The organism is Pseudenhygromyxa sp. WMMC2535 (assembly GCF_011083025.2).
The window spans coordinates 4,113,383-4,129,951 of the sequence record NZ_JABJWV010000001.1 but is presented as its reverse complement, the minus strand read 5'-3'; the positions used below and the strand labels follow the sequence as shown (position 1 = coordinate 4,129,951).

The following is a 16,569-nucleotide window of genomic DNA, read 5'->3' as shown; positions in this document are numbered from 1 at the left end:
CGGTGTGCAGGTATATCCGCAAAGCGCGGATGAGCCACCACGCAGGCGTGCAGGTGCACCCTGCGGCGATCGCCTCCGCGCGCGCTGACGGCTCCGTGCTCGCCGATCTCGCCGGCGCGGGTGGAGCCGAGTGGCGTCGAGAGCCGCTTTGACGCGCCCCCACGCAGGCGCAGCCGCTCGCGCATGAATGCGCTTCATTGGCCGCGAATTGACCTCAATTGGCCCCGCGAAGCCGATTTATCCCCGCTTCATCCGCCCTACAGCAGCGCCCTGCGAGCAATTGACTCCACATCGGAGGCCGCCGCAGGGTCCCCTTCTCACCGCTTCGGGCTCGCTCGCATCCCCCGCTCGAAAGCAAAGTGCGGGCCATGAAACCATCCCCAAACTCGCCCCGAGGGCCCGGACTAAGAGACGGGGCTCACGTAGCGAAATGCCACTCCCCTCTCCACTGACCCCCCTCAGACCCCTTCCTGCGCGGCGCGCAGAGCACGCATCTCGGAATCGCGCCTTTTTCGCGTTTCCCCCCACGTGCGCTTGCCAATCACGACAGTAGCCAATAACGCCCTCGAAGAATCATGAAAACACGGCTTTCTTGATACAGTCCGCGCAGTGGATGAACTGTCCGAACGCTTCGCGCTCGCCGAACGACAAGGCCTGATCGACATCGTCCGTACGCACCCGAACCTCCCGCTGCTCGAGTTCCTAGAGCTCATCCAGCACGGTCGGACGGGGCGCCTGCTCGGAAGCCTGACGGTGGCGGAGTGTCAGGCGGGCGCCGCCAAGGCCGAGGCCCTCGAGAGCTCGGAGTTCCAGGCCACCGCGGACAAGACTTCACAGCGCGCCGCCTACGACGCACAGGTCGTCGACGCGCTGCGCAAAGCCAACGAGCCGCTGACCCCCGCCGAGGTCCACGCGCTCGTCGGCGGGACCATTCGCCAGGCCCGCGTCGCCCTCCAGCGCCTCGCCGCGGCGGGCAAAGTCGCGCGGACCTGGAAGGCGCGCAGCCAGAGCTACCGCCTGGTCTGAGCGCCGCGAGCCTGCTGCGCCACGCCCTGCTCCGAGCTCCGCTCTCAGGCGCGCAGGCTCGCAGGCTCAGCCCGCGACGCGGCGCGCCGAGAGCACGACCGGCAGGCCCTCGAGGCGACCGAGCACGCGGATCACCTGCTCCGACTGATCGACCTCGAGCTCGAGGGTGATCGTCTGCGTCCCCGAGCGCTTCTTGCTGCGCGAGGAGTGGGTCGCCCGCATGTTGATCCCCATGTTCGAGATCACGTCGGCGATGTCGCGCAGCACCCCGGGCTGGTCCAGGACCTCGAGGCTGAGCTTGACCGGGTAGCGGTGGCGATGCTTGCGACCCCAGTCGATCTCGATCAGCCGCTCGGGCTCTTGATTGTGGACGACGTTGGGGCAGTCGCGGCGATGGATGACGATGCCCCGGCCGCGGCTGATCCAGCCGATCACGTCGTCGCCGGGCACCGGTGAGCAGCAGCGCGCGGGCTGGCTGAGGATGTCCCCGACCCCGGCGACGCTGACCCCGGCGGCGTCGCGCGGGCGCTCCTCGATCTGGATCGGCGAGGGCTCGGGCTCGGGCTCGACCGCCGGCTGCTCGCGCTCGAGGATCTGCGCCGCCAGGCCCTGGGGCCCGAGGTCGCCGAAGCCGATCGCCGCGAGCAGGTCCTCGCCGCTCTTGTAGTCGTGCTGCCAGGCGAGGGCGTCGAGGTTCTCGGGCAGGGCGCCGGCGCCCAGGCCCGCGCGGGCGAGCTCGCGCTCGAGGGCCTCGCGCCCGCTGACTACGGCCTGGCCGCGGTCTTGCTGGCGGAACCACTGGCGGATCTTCTGCTTGGCGCTGGCCGTGTGCAGGTAGCCCAGGTGCGGGCTGAGCCAGTCGCGGCTGGGCTCGGGCTGCTTCTTGGTCAGGATCTCCACGCGGTCGCCGGTCCGCAGCTGGTGGGTCAGCGGGACCATCACCCCGTTGACCCGGGCGCCGCGGCAGCGGTGGCCGACCATGGTGTGGATGCGGTAGGCGAAGTCGAGGGGCGTGGCGCCCTCGGGCAGGTCGATGACGTCGCCGCCCGGCGTGAACACGTGGACCTGATCCCCGAACAGGTCGGTCTTGAGGGCCTCGGCCAGCTCCTTGGGATCGACGAGCTGCTTTTGCCAGTCGACGAGCTGGCGCAGCAGGTTGAAGCGCTCGGCGCTCTTGGCCCCGGCGCTGCGCTTGCCCTCTTTGTAGGCCCAGTGGGCCGCGACGCCGAACTCGGCGAAGAGGTGCATCTCGCGGGTGCGGATCTGGATCTCCAGCGGCTCGCCGCCCGGCCCGATCACCGCCGTGTGCAGCGACTGGTAGCCGTTGTCCTTGGGCCGCGCCACGTAGTCGTCGAACTCGCTCGAGATCGGCGTCCACAGCCCGTGGACCATGCCGAGGACCGCGTAGCAGTCGCGCTTGCCGGCCGCCGGGTCCTCGGCCTCGATGATCACCCGCAAGGCGGTGACGTCGTAGATGTCCTCGAAGGCGACCCGCTTGCGCCGCATCTTGTTGACGATCGAGTAGATGTGCTTGGGCCGGCCGTTGACCTCGGCGACGACGCCGAGGCTGTCGAGCTCGGTCTCGAGCAGCTCGAGCACGCGATCGACCACGCGCTGACGCTCGGCCCGCTTGGCCGCGAGCTTGGTGGTGATCTCCTTGTACTTGGCCGGCTCGAGCTCGCGCATCGCGAGGTCCTCGAGCTCCCACTTGAGCTGCCAGATGCCCAGGCGGTTGGCCAGCGGGGCGAAGACCTCGCGGGTCTCCTGGGCGATGCGCCGGCGGACCTCCTCGTCGCTGATCTCGCGCAGCTCACGGATGACCTCGAGGCGGTCGCACAAGGTGATCAGCACCACGCGCACGTCGGCGGCCATGGCCACGAACATCCGGCGCAGGGACTCGGCCGACTCCTCGTCGAGGGCGTCCCAGTGGATCGCGGCGAGGCGCTCGACGCCCTCGAGCAGCGCGGCGACCTCCCCCGCGGCCGCGGGCTCGGGGCTCGGGGCGGAGCCGGTCTCCGGGCCGCTCTCCTGCGCGCTCCCGTCGAGGCCGACCCCGACGAGGGCCTGGGCGCTGGCGATCAGCGTGGGCGGATCCAGGCGCAGCGCGGCCAAGGTGGCCGTGCGCCGCAGGGCTCGCTCGCAGCCGACGTCGCCGAGCTCGCGGCGGCGGCGGAGCCGGGCCTCGAGCTGCTCGAGCGCCGCCTCGTCGGCCGCCCCGCCGTGGTGCTCGCGGCAGGTCTTCAGGGTCCGAACGATCGGATCGTCCCCACCGTCTTCGAGGATGCTCGCGCCGCCCTCGCTTGCCCCGGAGATCATGGCCGCGCAGTTTAGCAAACACGGCCACACCCGCTAGACGCGGGCCCAAGCGCCCGCACAGCCAGGCTGAAGACCGCTCACGCGCGCCCGAATGTTCGAGCTGCGCGCGCGAGCCCGCGGATGAGCAGCTCGCGCCCCGCGAGCTGCCCTCCGCCGCGCTCGCTCAGCCGATCAGCTGCGAGCAGTAGCCGCCAATGCAGTCGGCATCCTCGTCGCAGCAGTCCGCGGAGGTCTCACAAACGCTGCCCATCGGCGAGCACATCGGGACCTCGTCGTCGCAGGCGAACACGCCCGGCTCCGCCTCCACGCAGTAGCCCGAGCAGCAGTCGTAGCCCGCCTCGCAGTCCTGACCGATCTCGCGGCAAGCGTCGAGCGCCGCGTAGCCGCGCATGTTGTTGTTGCCGAGCTCCTGACCGGGCAGCCAAAACGCCGGGTGGCTGGGATCCGTGCCCGCGGCCGCGTTGGGATCGATGGCCGTGACCCACAGCTGCTTGGTCCGCGTCGCCACGGCCTGATCGGTCAGCGTGTTGCCGTACTGGCGCTCTGACACGAACACCAGCCAGTAGTAGCCGCCGGAGGCCACGGGCACGAAGGTCGGCTCGTAGTTGGCCGCGGTCTGGGCGTCGGCGATGTGGCCGAAGCCGTTGGCGTTGTCGATCCGCACCGGCTCGCTGCCGTCGGCCCGGACCATCCACAGCTCACCGTTGGCCCCGCGCGTCCGCGCCTGCGTGGACCGGCCAAAGGCCAGCCACTCGCTGTCGGGGCTCCAGGTCGGGTAGCTCACCGTCGGCCGCGTCGCGTCGTTGGCGACGATCTGCTTGTGGTTGGAGAAGGCCGGCTGGTTGAGGTCGACGTCCGCGACCCACAGCGTCGCGTTGACGAAGTCGAGCCAGTTGCCGTCGGTGCGCACGCCGTAGGCGACCTTGGTCCCGTCGTGCGACCACGCCGGGTGCACCGGGTAGCCGGTCTCCACGAAGAGCTGCGCGAGCACGCCCACGCTGTCCTTGGTGCTCAGCGCCATCCAGCTGTTGGGCTGGGCGTAGAACGAGCCGTTGCTCTGGCCCCACAGCACATAGGCCCCGTCCGGCGAGACCGCCTGGAAGGCCGAGTAGCCGGCCCCGCCGGCGGCGTCGAAGGTGTTGGTGCCCTCGGGATCGAAGGCCGCCCATGGGTAGCCGCTCATGTCCTGGGCCGTGACGATGGTCGAGCCGTCGGTCGAGACGCTGTGGCAGGCCAGGCAGCCCGCGCCGGCGGGCTTTTGCAGGAACTGCTCGGGCGCCGCCTCGCCGGGCTTGATCCGCAGCACGTCGCCTTGGTTCACCGCCCAGTAGTAGATCGTCCCCGCCAGGTTCGCCGGCGCGATCGTCCAAAACTGCACCGGCGTCGTATAGGCCGTCACCCCGTCGTAGCGACGGATCTCGAAGGTGATGTCGCCCTCCGTCGAGTCCGTCAGCTTCAGCCACATGTCCTCGGGGAGCGCCGGGAAGTCCCAGCGCGAGGGGTTCGCCGCCGTGCCGTACCAGTCGAGCTCGAAGGTCGAGCTCTCCGCGTGGATCTTGTACACGTCGGCGTCGTTGCCACCGTTCCACTGCACCGTGGGCCCCAGCAGTCCACGCGGGAACACCGTGTTGTTGTAGGGGTAGAGCAGCGAGAGGCTCGGGTCCGCCGTGCTCGCCGCGTCCAACATCCCCAGCGCCAGCGGATCCCCGATCTCGTCGATCGTGTAGCTGAGCTTCACCGTCACATCGGCCGTCGCCTCGAGGCCCTCGTAGGTGAAGCTCAAGGTCCCCTTGCCGCCCAGCAGGCCCGTGGCCGTGAGCGCGCCCGGGCCGGGATCCAACTCCGCGATGTCGAGGCGGTCCCAGCTCCACACGCCGTTGCCGTCGACCTGGTACTCCTCGTCGAGGTTGTTGGTGACGATCGCCGAGAAGTCGATCTGCTCGGGGATGACCCCGTCGACGACCTCGATGACCACCGCCGGCGGGTCGATCTGCAGGTCGATGAAGGCCGGCTCGTCGGGCATGTCGAGGATCAGCCCCGAGTCCGCGCCATCGCCCGCGTCCAGGCCGTCGTCGCTCCCGTCTCCGGCCTCATCGAGGCCGACGCCGTCACCGTTGTCGTCGCTGGGCCGACCTTCGTCGCCAGCGCAGGCGGCCAGGGTCAAAGCAGGGATCAAAGAGAGGGTCAGTAGGCTTCGGTGCATGGACATGGCAGGGCTCCTCGCGGGGTTCATCATGACGGATCCAATGTCTTCAAAGGTAGGACTTTATCCGACTATCAATGAGAGCAAACTCGGGTGTGATGCCCACCGAGGACACGACATGACAGATCCGTCAAAGCATGCCGGCGCATACGTCAATGACGGCGAGCGCAAAATCGAGCGTCTCCCCAATTCATCGACTCGACACAGATAGAGCCTCCATAAAACCAACGCGCCGAGAGGCGCGGGCAGGGGGTGGGGGGAGGGACCGGCGACGGTCCCTCCATAAAACCAACTCAGCCGATCAGCTGCGAGCAGTAGCCGCCAATGCAGTCGGCTTCCTCATCGCAGCAATCCGCAGAGGTCTCACACGCGCTGCCCACCGGCGAACACATCGGGACCTCGTCGTCACAAGTGAACACGCCCGGCTCCGACTCCACGCAGTAGCCCGAGCAGCAGTCGTAGCCCGCCTCGCAGGACTCGCCGAGCTCGTGGCAGGCGTCGAGGGCCGCGTAGCCGCGCATGTTGTTGTTGTTGATCTCCTGGCCGGGCAGCCAAAACGCCGGGTGGCTGGGATCCGTGCCCGCCGGCGCGTTGATGTCGATGGCCGAGACCCACAGCTGCTTGGTCCGCGTCGCCACGGCCTGGTCGGTCAGCGTGTTGCCGTACTGGCGCTCGGACACGAGCACCAGCCAGAAGTAGCCGCCGGAGGCCACGGGCACGAAGGTCGGCTCGTAGTTCTGCGCGGTCTGGGCGTCGTCGATGTGGCCAAAGCCGTTGGCGTTGTCGATCCGCACCGGCTCGCTGCCGTCGGCCCGGACCATCCACAGCTCACCGCTGGCTCCGCGCGTCCGCGCCTGGGTCGAGCGCCCAAAGGAGATCCACTCGTTGTCGGGGCTCCAGGTCGGGTAGCTCACCGTCGGCCGCGCGGCCTCGTTGCCGACGATCTGCTGATGGTTGGCGAAGGCCGGCTGGTTGAGGTCGACGTCCGCGACCCACAGCGTGCAGTTGTTGAAGTCGAGCCAGCCGCCGTCGGTGCGCACGCCGTAGGCGATCTTGGTCCCGTCGTGCGACCACGCCGGGTGCACCGGGTAGCCGGTCTCCACGAAGAGCTGGGCGACCACGTCCACGCTGTCCTTGGGGCTGAGCACCATCCAGCTGTTGGGCTGGGCGTGGAACGAGCCGTTGCTCTGGCCCCACAGCACGTAGGCCCCGTCCGGCGAGATCGCCTGGAAGCCCGAGGTGCCCGTGGCGATGCTCGTGTAGAACACGTTGCTGCCGTCGGGGTTGAAGGTCGCCCACGGGCTCTCGCTGCCGTTTTGCGAGGCGACGATGGTCGAGCCGTCGGTCGAGACGCTGTGGCAAGCCAGGCAGGTCGTGCCGGAGGGCTTTTGCAGGAACTGCTCGGGCGCCGCCTCGCCGGGCTTGATCCGCAGCACGTCGCCCTGGTTCACCGCCCAGTAGTAGATCGTCCCCGCCAGGTTCGCCGGCGCGATCGTCCAAAACTGCACCGGCGTCGTATAGGCCGTCACCCCGTCGTAGCGCCGGAGCTCGAAGGTGATGTCGCCCTCCGTCGAGTCCGTCAGCTTCAGCCACATGTCGGCCGGGAGCGCCGGGAAGTCCCAGCGCGAGGGGTTCGCCGCCGTGCCGTACCAGTCGAGCTCGAAGGTCGAGCTCTCCGCGTGGATCTTGTACATGTCGGCGTCGTTGCCACCGCTCCACTGCACCGTGGGGCCCAGCAGCCCGCGCGGGAACACCGTGTTGTTGTAGGGGTAGAGCAGCGAGAGGCTCGGGTCGGCCGTGCTCGCCGCGTCCAGCATCCCCAGCGCCAGCGGATCCCCGATCTCGTCGAGCGTGTAGCTGAGCTTCACCGTCACGTCGGCCGTCGCCTCGAGGCCCTCGTAGGTGAAGCTCAAGGTCCCCTTGCCGCCCAGCAGGCCCGTGGCCGTGAGCGCGCCCGGTCCGGGATCGAGCTCCGCGATGTCGAGGCGGTCCCAGCTCCACACGCCGTTGCCGTCGACCTGGTACTCCTCGTCGAGGTTGTTGGTGGCGATCGCCGAGAAGTCGATCTGCTCGGGGATGACCCCGTCGACGACCTCGATGACCACCGCCGGCGGGTCGATCTGCAGGTCGATGAGCGTCGGCTCATCGGGCATGTCGAGGTTGAGCCCCGAGCTCATGCCCTCGTCGGACTCCGTGCCCTCGTCGCTCTCCGAGCCGACCTCGTCGCCGATGCCATCTTCGCTGCTGCTGTCGTCGGGACGACCACCGTCACCGGAGCACGCGGCTAGGGCCAAGGCGGGGATCAAGCTGAGGGTCAGTAAGTTTCGATGCATGGACATGGCTGGCTCCTAGGGCCGGCGCCATGATGGCGGATCCAAACGCGCGAATGCGAGGGGTTTTCCCCTAGTGCAGAAATAACCACTGGCGGCGTTTGCTGCGGAAAACTGCCAAAACAGAGTTCGTCCCCCAGGCAAGCTCACTGTGTGACAGGCGTGGAACCCACGTCACCGAGTCGGGGGAGCTGCCCCCCGATATCAGGGTCGAAGCTGAGGGTTCGTAGCGGCACCCCGCGAGTACCGCGCAACAATCACTCGCGGTCGAAGTCCGCCATGATCGCGTCGGTCACCGCCATCCCCAGGCGCACGTAGCCGCGCTTGGAGAAGTGGATGTGATCCCGGCTGGCCATGCGCGGGTTCGAGGTCGCCCAGGTGTGCATCGAACCCACGCCGCCCATGAAGGCCAGCGTGTCCCAAAAGCCGCAGCCCATCTCGTAGGCCAAATCGCGCTGGACCTCGATGATCTGCGCCAGGCGTGGGCGCGGGACCCAGACGTCCTCCTCGACCTCGCGCGGGAAGTCGCCGGGGCCGATCAGCAGGCAGCTGGCCTCGGGCGCGGCCCGGCGCAGGCGCGCGAGGACCTCGCGCAGATCGTCGCGGTAGGCCGAGATCGGCTGGTTCTCGTCGGTGGCCTCGTTGGTCCCGTAGAAGAGCGTGTAGAGGTCGGGCTTGCGGTGGGCGAATTGCTCGGCCCACACGACCTCGTTCCAGCGCAGCATGTTGGCGGCGCGGGTGCCCGAGATGCCCAGGGTGTCGACGACCACGCCCGGGCTGGTGCGCTCCATGGCCACGCCGAAGACCCGGACCTCGCCGTCGCCTTTGACCCGGACCTCGATCTCGTGGCCGGCCTCTTCGGGGGTCGTGAACTCGTAGAAGCCGGCCTGGTAGTCGCCGGTCTTCGACTCGGTGTCGACCGTGGCCACGCGCTTGCCGTCGACGTAGAGCCCGAGCTGGCCGCCGCCGGGCTGGCGCAGGAAGTGGAGCTCGTACAAGCTGGCCACCGTCGAGTCGTTGCGCGGGATCAGCTTGGTGCGGTCGCGCTTGCTGTCGCTGGCTCCGCTCGCCCCGAGCAGGCCGTAGAGCCCGTCCTTGCGCGCGCTCGAGCGCTGGGCGTGCTCGCTCTTCCAGCCCTTGGTCTCGTCGATCGACCAGTCGGCGTAGCGATACCAGCGGTTGACCTTGACCAGCGAGTAGAAGCCGGGGCCGCCGTCGCCGAAGCGGCGCTGGAAGTAGGTCCGCATGTAGCCGGGGTAGACGTCGGCCTGGGTGTGCGAGCCGCCGTAGACGGCGATGTGGACCTTGCCGTCGTCGTCCTCGCCGGATCGAAGCTTGCGCAGCGCGTCGTGGAAGTGGGCCAGCGCCGGGCCGCTCGCGGGGTTCTCGATCGGCACGTAGAGCCCCAGAGCGTTGCCGTTGACGGCCTCCGACTCGCCGACCAGCCCGCCCCCGGCGCCCATGCCCGAGGAGCCCGGCAGCGAGAGCAAGATGTCGTCCTCGACGCTGCCGACCTCGGCCCCGCCGGCCTCGATGACCTCGAGCTTGGGCGCCATCGGGTTGCCCTCGGCGTCCTCGAAGAGCGAGTCCTCGCCCAGGAAGACACGCTGCGCCTCGAGCCGGGCCGAGAGCGCCTCGGGGTTGTAGGCCGGCAGGACCTCGTCCTCGGGGCCCTCGTCAGCCTCGACCGGAGGCAGGGCCGCCGCGACCGTGCTCGAGTCGCCCTCGCCCGCCTCGGCCTCGTCCTGTGCCTGGGGCACGCGCGGCGGGCCGCCACAGGTCAGCGCCCCGCAGGCCAGGGGGAGCAGGACCAGCAGGCCCCAACGCAGCGGCCCCCGCTTCCACACGCGGGGCTCGATCTTCTCTCGGGCGGGCCATGCCACCAGCTCGTTGTGTCCGCCAGATCGCGCCTAGTCAAGCGCGCCCGGGCCCTGGCAGCCCGCGCCCACGGGCCGAGCTGCGAGCTAGCAGCCAGACCTGCGGGACTGCTACAAATGTCGGGCATGGCCGTCGAGTTCGCACAGGCCCCCACCCGGGGCCAGGGTAGGCGCGTCGAGCCCAGCGCGGCCCGCCTCGCGCGCGAACGCCTCGCCCTCGCCTCGGGCACCCCCCTGCTCGCCCCGCTCGCCTCACAGGAGCCGCTCGGCTTCGGCCGCTGAGCCGCGACCGCCATGACCGGCCTGCTGCGCTCGCTGCATACCCTCGGCGCGATGGTCGTGTTCATCGCCCAGGTCGCGCGCGCCACCTTCAGCCCCCCGCTCTACCTGCGCGAGACCCTGCGGATCATGGCGATCCTCGTCCAGCGCTGCATCGTCCCCGTGAGCCTCGCCGTGGCCCCGGTCGGCGCCGTGATCTCGCTCCAGGGCATCTCGATCTTCGCGCTCTTCGGGGCCGAGCGCATGCTCTCGAGCTTCCTCGGCACCGCGATCTTCCGCGAGTTCAGCCCGGCGCTGGCCTCGGTCATGGTCGCCGCCCAGGCCGGCTCGTCGATCGCCGCGCGCATCGGCACCATGAAGGTCCGCGGGCAGATCGACGCCCTCGCCGTGATGTCCATCGACCCGGTGCGCTACGTGGTCGTGCCCGGCGTGATCGCCTGCGTGCTCGTGGCCCCGCTGCTCAGCGTGCTCACCAACCTGCTCGGCGTGCTCTCGGGCTGGGCCTTCGCCGTGCCCCTCGGCGGCGTCGACCACGGCGCGTTCATGGACAACCTCACCGCCCAGATCACCCCCGCGGACCTGTGGGTCGGCCTGGGCAAGTGCGCCCTCTTCGGCCTCGGCGTCGGGCTGATCGCCGGCTACCGCGGGCTCGACGTGGGCAAGGGCGCCGCCGACGTCGGCAAGGCCGCCAACGACACCGTCGTCAGCACCATCGTGCTGATCCTGCTCACCGACTACCTCCTGAGCATGATCCTGCTCCAGGCCGGGCTCTAGCGCGGGCACCCCATGCGCAAGCTCGCCGACTTCGTCCGCTTCCTCGGCCTCGCCCTGCGCGTGCAGTTCACCAGCCTGCCGCCCCGGGACGTGCTCGTCACCCAGCTCGTCGACGCCGGCTGGGGCTCGCTCGCGCTGTTGACCATGCTCACCGTGTTCGCCGGGCTCAACCTCAGCGTGCAGAGCTACGCCTCGTTCGAGCGCTTCGGCGGCCAGGACCTGCTCGGGCTGTTCGCGGGCGTCGGTGGCGTGCGCGAGCTCTTCCCGGTCATGGCCGCCGTGGTCTGCGGGGCGCGGATCGGCGCCAACTTGGCCGCGAGCCTGGCCAACATGAAGATCTCCGAGCAGATCGAGGCCCTCGAGGTCATGGCCGTCGATCCTCTGCGCTACCTCGTCGCCCCGCGGCTGTGGGCGGTGACCCTCGCGCTCCCGCTGCTGTGCGGCTACGCCGACGTCGTCGGCCTCGCGGCCAGCTACTACGGCGCCGTCCACCAGCTCGGCCTCGACCCCGGCAGCTTCGTGACTCAGATCCAAGAGCAGGTCACGCTCGCGGACCTCGGCGTCGGGCTGTTCAAGGGCCTGGTCATGGGCTGGCTGATCGCGGTGATCGCCTGCTTCCACGGCTACAGCGTGGCCAAGCGCGACGGCGCCGACGGGGTCGGCGTGGCCACCAACTTGGCGATCGTCCACGGCGCCGTGATGTGCATCGTCGTCAACCTGCTCCTGTCCTGGCTGATCTATGGCTAAGCGCGAACAGCCCCCCGCCGTCGTCCTCGAGGACGTCAGCAAGTCCTTCGGCAGCCACACCGTGCTCGACGGGGTCAGCCTCACGATCCCCCGCGGCTCGATCTGCGTGATGCTCGGGCCCTCGGGCACCGGCAAGTCGGTGCTCCTGCGCTGCCTGGTAGGCCTGCTCAAGCCCGACCGCGGCCGGGTGCTGGTGTTCGGCGAGGACGTCGCGGCCCTCGACGAGCGCCGCGCCAAGGACCGGGCCAAGCTCTTCGCGATCCGCCGGCGCTTCGGCATGCTCTTTCAAGACGGCGCGCTCTTCGACGACATGAGCGTGTTCGACAACATCGCCTTCCCCATGCGCCTGCACACCACCATGAGCGAGGCGCAGATCCGCGACAAGGTCCGCGACCGCCTCGCCCGGGTCGGGGTCGGCCACGCCGAGCACAAGTTCCCCAGCGAGCTGTCCGGGGGCATGCGCAAGCGCGTGGCCTTTGCCCGGGCGATCGCCATCGACCCCGACATCGTGCTGTGCGACGAGCCGTCCTCGGGCCTCGACCCGGTCATGTCGGCGACCCTCGACGAGCTGATCCTCGAGCTCCACCGCAGCTTGGGCATGACCTTCATCATCATCAGCCACGACACCGCCGAGGCCCGCATGGTCGCCGAGCACATCGGCATGCTCGCCAACGGCAAGCTCGTGACCTTCGGCCGCGCCGAGCAGGTCTTCGCCGAGAACCACCCGGCGCTCGAACAATTCTTCACCCGCGCGACGCAGGGCCCGATCAAGGTCGTCTAGACCCTCGCCAGTCCGCCAGCCAGCTCCCCCACCAAGAGGTCCGCCTTGAATCGCAAGTACATCTTCCTCGGAGCCTTCGTGGTCGTGACCTTGGGCCTGCTGCTGTGGCTGGCCCAGAACATCGGCGCGCTCGGGGGCAGCCAGGGCACGCGCTACCTCCTCGACCTCGACCACGCCGCCGGTCTCGTCGAGGACAACGCCGTGAAGATCGCCGGGGTCAAGGTCGGCCGCCTCGAGCGCGTCGAGGTCTACCAGGGCCACGCCCGCCTGACCTTGCTCGTGGAGCCCGAGGTCGAGGTCCACGACGACGCCGTCGCCCTGGTCCGCGCCAAGAGCCTGCTCGGCGAGAAGTACCTCCAGCTCGACCCCGGCAGCCCCGAGGCCCCGCGGCTCACCGACGGCGCCGCGATCACCCACGTGCGCAGCACCTTCGAGGTCGACCAGGTGCTCAACGCCCTCGAGCCGATCCTGGGTAGCGAGGGCTCGATCGGCGCCGCCATCGAGCCGCTCCTGAAGCGCCTCGACGGCCTGATGGGCGCCGCCGCGGGCGAGGACGGGGGCGAGCCCGTGCTCACCCGCGAGGAGCTCGGTCAGACCATCGACGACGCCCGAGCCACGGTCACCGCCGTGCGCGAGCTCGCCGAGGACAACAAAGAAGACATCGGCCGGCTGATCGACAACGCCAACGCGCTCATGGAGGATCCGCGCGTCGACCGGATCATCGGCAACCTCGACCGCATCACCACGACCACCGCCAACCGCCTGCCCGGGCTGCTCGACAAAGCCGACCAGACCCTGACCCGGGCCGACAACGCCCTGGCCAGCGTCGAGAAAGCCACCGACGAGCTCACCCCCGAACGCATGGACGCGGTCGGGCAGATCCTCGACGACGTCGCCGTGGCCTCGAGCAACCTCAAGGACCTGTCCGAGGCGCTCGGCGGCGCCGGCGAAGACCTCGGGCCGATGGTCTCCAACCTCTCGCTGCTGGCCAAGCGGGCCGCGGGCCTCGACGAGCTGACGATCCGCAAATTCCTCCAAGAAGAGGGCGTGCTCGTGCGCGTGGGTGGAGGCGACCGCAAGAGCGCGACGCAGCGCATCGACGAGCTCGAGGAGTAACGCTCGAGAGCCCGGCTCGAGAGCCCCTTTCAAGGCGAGTAGCGGCGCATGTACATGTGCATCAAAAAGCGCCGAAACCAGGTGTTGATCCGCGACAGCGGCAGGCTCAGCCCGCCATGGACGACCAGCGACTCGCCGCCCGCGCTGACCCCATGGGGGAAGTCGGACCACAGCCGGTGGGGATGCAGCGGGGGCACGCCTGCCGCGTAGCCCGGGTCGCAGCCGGCCAGCCGCAGCAAGTTGTCGGCGATGGTGTGGGCCGCGAAGATGCCCTCGATGGCGCGCTGCATCGTCGGCCAGCGCCCCTCGCCGCCGTAGATCCGCGCGACGTCGCCGCCCGCGAAGATCTCCGGCTCGTCGACGCCGGGGTAGCACTGCAAGCTCGGGCCGACGCGCAGCCAGCCGTCCTCGGTCAGCGGCAGGCCCATGCGCGCGAGCACGGGCGGCGGCTGCAGACCGCCGGCCCAAAAGCCGAGCTCGAAGGCGAGCTCGCGGACCTCGCCCGCGGCGTCGCGCAGCCGCGCGAGCTTGGCCCCGCCCTCGCCCTCGCCTCGAGCCACGATCTCCTGCAGGCGCGTGCGCATGTGCAGCTCGACGCCCTGCTTCTCCAGGGCCCGGGCCGCCCACGCGCCCGCGCGCGGATGCAGGCCCGGGAGCAGGCGCTCGCCGCCGTGGACCAACACCACCTTGGGGGCGCGCCACGGCCCGGGGCGCGTCGACGCCCGGGCCAGGTGGGCGAGCTCGCCGGCGATCTCGACCCCCGTGATCCCTCCGCCCACGACCAGCGCCGTGGGTGCTTGTTCGGCCCCGGTCAGCGCCTCGCTCACCGCCAGCTTGGCGCGCTCGAAGTCCGCCGCGAACTTGTAGCTTTGCAGGGCCTCGGCCCCCTCGATGGCCGCGGGCGCGCCCACCTCGGAGCCGAGCGCCACGACCACGAAGCGCCCGCTGAAGCGCCGGCCGTCGGCCAGGGTCACCGCGTGGGCCTCGGGCTCGAAGCCGACGATCTCACCTCGCTCCCAGCGCGTCTTGGGCCGCCCGCCGACGTAGCGCGCCGTGGGCAGCACCGTCTTGGCCGCGACCCCGGTGGCCATGCGCTCGGTGAGCAGCTCGTGGCCCAGGGGGATGTAGGGGTGCTCGGCCTGGCGATCGACGACGATGATCTCGAGCGCGCGGCCGCGCCTGTGCTCGCGCAGCGTTCGGACCAGCTCCACGCCCGTGAAGCTGCCGCCGAGGATGAGCACGTGGGCGTCGTGGTCGCGCATGTCTGGCTCGCGGAGCGAGGGGACGATGACAGCCGGGGGCAGGGGCGTCAACGCGAGCGCAGACTCGGCGCCGCGCCGCTACTCCCCGAACACGAACACCTTCTCGCGCAGGTGCGCCGGAAAGCGCCGCCGGACCACCTCCTGCGCGAAGTGCTTGCTGTGCCGCAAGCTGCGATGCACCAAGACCAGCGCCTCGCCCTCGAATTTCTCGGCGTGCTCGATCAGCTCGTCCACGTGCGTATGTCCCCACTCCCGGGTCGACGCAGGGCTGCGCTCGTCGCTCCACGAGGTGCACTCGTGGACCAGGACCTGGCAGCGGCGCACGAGCTCGTTTTCCAGGAATGTGTCGATGGTCGTGTCGCCGGTGACGCAGAGGATCGGGACCTCGCGGGACTCGGTCACCGCCTCGCCGCGCTTGCGTCGGGCGTGGATCTCTTCGCCGGGCAGGCCGCGCAGCTCGGGCAGCAGCTTGTCGACGCGGCGCTCGATCACCCAGGCCAAGCTGGGCACGCGGTGGTGGGTGCGGACCGCTGTGGCGCTGAGCTTGCGACCCACGGGCACCCGATCTCCGGGCGAGGCCGGGCGAAGCTCGTAGCGGTAGTCGAAGCCCTCGATGCTCGACCAGGTGTGCATCAGCGACTCGACCGCCGGGGCGATCTCGGCGGGGAGGTGGATGATCCCCGGGGGCAGGTTCATCATCCCGCGCTGAGAGATCCAGTAATGGATCCCGCCCATGTGATCGCCGTGACCGTGGCTGATCATCAGCCGGCTGACGCTCAGGGCCTTGGGCGGGCACATGCCGATGTCGAACATCAGATCGAGCTCGGGCACCCGCAGGTTGGTCTCGACCCCGCCCTCGGCGACCCCCTGGAGGTGGAGGCCGTGAATCAGCAGCTCGTCTTCGGGTGGTCGGGGCACGTTATCGGCGTTTTAGCAGCACCGCCCCGCCCCGCAAGCTGGGGCCTTGTGCTCGCAGCCATAACTTGGTGATCTGCGCGCGGGACATCGCCATGAACAACGCACTCGATATTGGAGCCACGCTCAATCAAGCGTGGGAAGTGTTCTCGAAGAACGCCGCCGCATTCATCCTCGGCTTCTTGTTGGTCGGACTGGTCGGCGCCGTCACGCTCGGGATCTGCCTCGGGCCGCTGCTGGTCGGCTTCAACCGCATGGTCCTGCGCGCGCTTCGAGGCGAGAAGGTCGAGGCCGGCCAGGTGTTCGCGGGCTTCGACATGTTCGGCCCGGCCTTCGTGCTGATGCTGCTCGTCGGCCTGACGGTCTTCGCGGGCCTCTTGCTGTTCTTCATCCCCGGGCTGATCGCCGGCTACCTGCTGTTTTGGTCGCTTTGGTTCATGGCTGATGGCGAGCAGTCGGCGGTGGAGTGCATGAAGAAGTCCTCCGCCCTCGCCCGCGCCGACATCGGCGGCGGGCTGATCTTCGTGATCGTCAACGGGGTCATCCAGAGCGCCGGTAACGTCGTGCCCTTTGGCGGCCTGCTGACCGCGCCGCTCGCCATCACCATGGCGGGCAGCGGCTTCAGCCGCGCCGTCCATGGCATGCAGCCCCAGCCGGTCGACGCCTACGGCGCCCCCCAGCCCGGCCAGATGAACATCCAGCAGCCCTACGGCGCCCCCCAACCCGGCCAGATGCACACCCAGCAGCCCTACACCCCGCCCGGGCAGATGCAGCAGCCCTACGGCGCTCCCCCGCCCGGACAGCTCCAGCAGCCCGGCCAGGTCCAGCAGCCCTACGGCGCCCCTCAGCCGCCCGCCCCGACCAACCCCTACGACCTCCCCCCTCAGGCCTGAGCGGAGGCGCAAACACCAAGGCGGCGGCGCAGCGAGCGACCGCCGCTTTT

Annotated in this window: 14 protein-coding genes; 8 read left to right on the top strand and 6 right to left on the bottom strand. The window is 69.8% G+C overall.

From position 1 onward, the window contains the following. Positions 1–29 precede the first annotated feature (29 nt). Positions 30–152, top strand: coding sequence for a hypothetical protein (locus G6O69_RS40225; protein WP_255215797.1), 123 nt, complete (start codon positions 30–32; stop codon positions 150–152). 457 nt (positions 153–609) lie between these two features. Beyond that, the gene (locus tag G6O69_RS16245; protein ID WP_172304411.1) at positions 610–1,026 is read left to right on the top strand and encodes a hypothetical protein; all 417 of its coding nucleotides are present in this window, start codon (positions 610–612) and stop codon (positions 1,024–1,026) included. A gap of 66 nt (positions 1,027–1,092) precedes the next feature. Here the strand turns inward: G6O69_RS16245 and G6O69_RS16240 are convergent, their stop codons facing one another. From G6O69_RS16240 to G6O69_RS42185, 4 genes are all read right to left on the bottom strand, one after another. Further along, the gene (locus G6O69_RS16240) at positions 1,093–3,342 is read right to left on the bottom strand and encodes a bifunctional (p)ppGpp synthetase/guanosine-3',5'-bis(diphosphate) 3'-pyrophosphohydrolase (RefSeq protein WP_172304410.1); all 2,250 of its coding nucleotides are present in this window, start codon (positions 3,340–3,342) and stop codon (positions 1,093–1,095) included. A 163-nt stretch (positions 3,343–3,505) separates the two neighbouring features. Next, on the bottom strand, positions 3,506–5,551 hold the full coding sequence (locus G6O69_RS16235) for a PD40 domain-containing protein (RefSeq protein ID WP_172304409.1): 2,046 nt from the start codon (positions 5,549–5,551) through the stop codon (positions 3,506–3,508). A gap of 287 nt (positions 5,552–5,838) precedes the next feature. After that, positions 5,839–7,884 (bottom strand): hypothetical protein, encoded by a 2,046-nt coding sequence (locus tag G6O69_RS16230; protein WP_172304408.1) that lies wholly within the window; start codon positions 7,882–7,884, stop codon positions 5,839–5,841. Positions 7,885–8,132: 248 nt separating this feature from the next. Then, on the bottom strand, positions 8,133–9,758 hold the full coding sequence (locus G6O69_RS42185) for a GDSL-type esterase/lipase family protein (RefSeq protein WP_172304407.1): 1,626 nt from the start codon (positions 9,756–9,758) through the stop codon (positions 8,133–8,135). A gap of 120 nt (positions 9,759–9,878) precedes the next feature. Between G6O69_RS42185 and G6O69_RS16220 the strand changes: the two genes are divergently transcribed. Genes G6O69_RS16220 through G6O69_RS16200 form a run of 5 tightly spaced genes read left to right on the top strand, consistent with a single transcriptional unit; the run spans position 9,879 to position 13,449 of the window. Further along, complete coding sequence (locus tag G6O69_RS16220; RefSeq protein WP_172304406.1) at positions 9,879–10,034, top strand: hypothetical protein; 156 nt, start codon at positions 9,879–9,881, stop codon at positions 10,032–10,034. Positions 10,035–10,046: 12 nt separating this feature from the next. Beyond that, positions 10,047–10,805 (top strand): ABC transporter permease, encoded by a 759-nt coding sequence (locus tag G6O69_RS16215; RefSeq protein WP_172304405.1) that lies wholly within the window; start codon positions 10,047–10,049, stop codon positions 10,803–10,805. A 12-nt stretch (positions 10,806–10,817) separates the two neighbouring features. After that, positions 10,818–11,552: an ABC transporter permease gene (locus G6O69_RS16210; protein WP_172304404.1), complete on the top strand. Its 735-nt coding sequence runs from the start codon at positions 10,818–10,820 to the stop codon at positions 11,550–11,552. Further along, on the top strand, positions 11,545–12,333 hold the full coding sequence (locus tag G6O69_RS16205; RefSeq protein ID WP_172304403.1) for an ABC transporter ATP-binding protein: 789 nt from the start codon (positions 11,545–11,547) through the stop codon (positions 12,331–12,333). The genes G6O69_RS16210 and G6O69_RS16205 overlap by 8 nt, the downstream gene beginning before the upstream one ends. A gap of 45 nt (positions 12,334–12,378) precedes the next feature. Further along, on the top strand, positions 12,379–13,449 hold the full coding sequence (locus G6O69_RS16200) for an MlaD family protein (RefSeq protein ID WP_172304402.1): 1,071 nt from the start codon (positions 12,379–12,381) through the stop codon (positions 13,447–13,449). A 29-nt stretch (positions 13,450–13,478) separates the two neighbouring features. Here G6O69_RS16200 and G6O69_RS16195 read toward each other — a convergent pair whose 3' ends face one another. Both G6O69_RS16195 and G6O69_RS16190 read right to left on the bottom strand, forming a co-directional pair. Next, the gene (locus G6O69_RS16195; protein WP_172304401.1) at positions 13,479–14,711 is read right to left on the bottom strand and encodes an FAD-dependent oxidoreductase; all 1,233 of its coding nucleotides are present in this window, start codon (positions 14,709–14,711) and stop codon (positions 13,479–13,481) included. 78 nt (positions 14,712–14,789) lie between these two features. Then, a complete protein-coding gene (locus G6O69_RS16190) occupies positions 14,790–15,629 on the bottom strand; it encodes an MBL fold metallo-hydrolase (protein ID WP_172304400.1) in 840 nt (279 codons plus the stop codon). 92 nt (positions 15,630–15,721) lie between these two features. On the opposite strand from G6O69_RS16190, the gene G6O69_RS16185 reads away from it, so the two are divergent. After that, positions 15,722–16,519: a hypothetical protein gene (locus G6O69_RS16185; RefSeq protein ID WP_172304399.1), complete on the top strand. Its 798-nt coding sequence runs from the start codon at positions 15,722–15,724 to the stop codon at positions 16,517–16,519. Positions 16,520–16,569: the final 50 nt, after the last annotated feature.

What these genes read in the sequence shown, in the direction of transcription:
- G6O69_RS40225 (WP_255215797.1), top strand. Translation starts at nt 30, where the DNA reads ATGAGCCACCACGCAGGCGTGCAGGTGCACCCTGCGGCGATCGCCTCC.
- G6O69_RS16240 (WP_172304410.1), bottom strand. Translation starts at nt 3,342, where the DNA reads ATGATCTCCGGGGCAAGCGAGGGCGGCGCGAGCATCCTCGAAGACGGT.
- G6O69_RS16235 (WP_172304409.1), bottom strand. Translation starts at nt 5,551, where the DNA reads ATGTCCATGCACCGAAGCCTACTGACCCTCTCTTTGATCCCTGCTTTG.
- G6O69_RS16230 (WP_172304408.1), bottom strand. Translation starts at nt 7,884, where the DNA reads ATGTCCATGCATCGAAACTTACTGACCCTCAGCTTGATCCCCGCCTTG.
- G6O69_RS16220 (WP_172304406.1), top strand. Translation starts at nt 9,879, where the DNA reads ATGGCCGTCGAGTTCGCACAGGCCCCCACCCGGGGCCAGGGTAGGCGC.
- G6O69_RS16215 (WP_172304405.1), top strand. Translation starts at nt 10,047, where the DNA reads ATGACCGGCCTGCTGCGCTCGCTGCATACCCTCGGCGCGATGGTCGTG.
- G6O69_RS16210 (WP_172304404.1), top strand. Translation starts at nt 10,818, where the DNA reads ATGCGCAAGCTCGCCGACTTCGTCCGCTTCCTCGGCCTCGCCCTGCGC.
- G6O69_RS16205 (WP_172304403.1), top strand. Translation starts at nt 11,545, where the DNA reads ATGGCTAAGCGCGAACAGCCCCCCGCCGTCGTCCTCGAGGACGTCAGC.
- G6O69_RS16195 (WP_172304401.1), bottom strand. Translation starts at nt 14,711, where the DNA reads ATGCGCGACCACGACGCCCACGTGCTCATCCTCGGCGGCAGCTTCACG.
- G6O69_RS16185 (WP_172304399.1), top strand. Translation starts at nt 15,722, where the DNA reads ATGAACAACGCACTCGATATTGGAGCCACGCTCAATCAAGCGTGGGAA.